The sequence below is a fragment of the Lacihabitans sp. LS3-19 genome (genome assembly GCF_024343575.1).
Classification (GTDB): domain Bacteria; phylum Bacteroidota; class Bacteroidia; order Cytophagales; family Spirosomataceae; genus Leadbetterella.
Genome location: NZ_RJUA01000089.1, coordinates 1 through 2,192, shown reverse-complemented (window position 1 = coordinate 2,192; position 2,192 = coordinate 1). Strand labels below are relative to the sequence as shown.

General features: G+C 46.5%; 1 tRNA gene and 1 rRNA gene. Both read right to left on the bottom strand.

Features of this window, described 5'->3' with window-relative positions:
- Positions 1-1,952 (bottom strand): 23S ribosomal RNA (locus EGI22_RS15530); the annotation flags it as partial.
- Positions 1,953-2,073: 121 nt separating this feature from the next.
- Positions 2,074-2,147 (bottom strand) — tRNA-Ala (locus EGI22_RS15525).
- Positions 2,148-2,192: the final 45 nt, after the last annotated feature.

Genomic DNA, 2,192 nt, shown 5'->3' with positions numbered 1-2,192 from the left:
CGAGCTCACGGCTGAGACAGTGCCCAGATCGTTACACCATTCGTGCAGGTCGGAACTTACCCGACAAGGAATTTCGCTACCTTAGGACCGTTATAGTTACGGCCGCCGTTTACTGGGGCTTCGATTCAATGCTTCTCTTGCGATGACATCCCCTCTTAACCTTCCAGCACCGGGCAGGTGTCAGGCCATATACGTCGACATTAATCTTCGCATAGCCATGTGTTTTTGTTAAACAGTCGCCTGGGCCATTTCTCTGCGACCTACATTGCTGCAGGTTCCCTTTATCCCGAAGTTACAGGGTTAATTTGCCTAGTTCCTTAGCCGTGATTCACTCGAGCACCTTAGGCTTCTCGCCTCGACTACCTGTGTCGGTTTGCGGTACGGTCACTAATAATCATAACTTATCGGCTTTTCTTGGAACCTTATCCCCTCATTCGATTCGACCGAAGTCTCCTCTCAACGAACTATTCCGTCAGTTCGTATGAAGCTTTAAAATCCGTCCCCGCTTCGAAACTATTAGTGGTCCAGGAATTTTAACCTGGTTACCATCGGCTTCTGCTTTCGCATTATCCTTAGGATCCGACTTACCCTCCGTTGATTGACGTAGCGGAGGAATCCTTAGTCTTTCGGTGTGAATGGTTCTCACATTCATTATCGCTACTTATTCCTACATTTGCTTTTCTGTCCTCTCCAGCATACCTCAAAGTACACCTTCACTGATGACAGAATGCTCCCCTACCCAAGAATATTTTCTTGACTAAGCTTCGGTACTATACTTTATGCCCGCTTATTATCGATGCCCGCCCCGCTCGACCAGTGAGCTGTTACGCACTCTTTAAATGATTGCTGCTTCCAAGCAAACATCCTGGCTGTCTCGGCAGTCAGACTTCCTTTGTTCAACTTAGTATAGATTTGGAGACCTTAGCTGTAGTTCTGGGTTCTTTCCCTCTTGGACTCGGACCTTAGCACCCGAGCCCTCACTGCTGCGTATATATTATAGCATTCGGAGTTCGTCTGAATTTGGTAGGATGTGACTCCCCCGCATCCAATCGGTAGCTCTACCTCTATAATACTCAACCACAACGCTGTACCTAAATACATTTCGGGGAGTACGAGCTATTTCCTAGTTTGATTAGCCTTTCACCCCTACCCACAGTTCATCCGAACACTTTTCAACGTATACCGGTACGGTCCTCCAGTTGGTCTTACCCAACCTTCAACCTGACCATGGGTAGATCACTAGGTTTCGCGTCTACAGCCACCAACTTAACGCCCTGTTAAGACTCGCTTTCGCTTCGGCTCCCTTTCTTAAAAAGTTAACCTTGCTGGTGACCGTAACTCGTAGGATCATTATGCAAAAGGCACGCCGTCACCATATCGCATGGCTCCGACCGCTTGTAGGCGTACGGTTTCAGGTTCTATTTCACCCGGATACTCTCCGTGCTTTTCACCTTTCCTTCACAGTACTTGTTCGCTATCGGTGTCTCAGTAGTATTTAGCCTTGGCAGATGGTGCTGCCGAATTCAGAGGGGGTTTCACCGGCCCCCACCTACTCAGGATACTGCTCGTCCTACAATCCTTACCCTTACGTGACTATCACACTCTATGGTTGACTTTCCCAAGTCATTCAAGTTAAATTGTACTTCTAAATGCAGTCCTATAACCCCTAACATGCCGTAACATCTTAGGTTTGGGCTCTTCCGATTTCGCTCGCCACTACTCTCGGAATCACTGTTGTTTTATTCTCCTATGGGTACTTAGATGTTTCAGTTCCCCACGTTCGCTTTCATACTTAGTATGAATAGTTAGTCTTCAACTAACTGGGTTGCCCCATTCGGAAATCTACGGATATAATGGATGTGTGCTCCTCCCCGTAGCTTATCGCAGCTTATCACGTCCTTCTTCGCCTCTGAGACCCTAGGCATCCCCCATACGCCCTTCTTTTGCTCTTTTTTATCTCTTCTCAGTCTTTCTCATCATGTCAATGTACTCTTTTAGCTACCATCTTCAGCATTTGCTTCCAACTCTCGCTATTGTGGTATAAAACTATATCTTTATACCTTATTAAAATTGTGGAGAATATCGGAGTCGAACCGATGACCCCTTGCTTGCAAAGCAAGTGCTCTAGCCAGCTGAGCTAATCCCCCAGATTAACTTGTTGATGGAAATAAAGACTAACACATTTTTTTTGT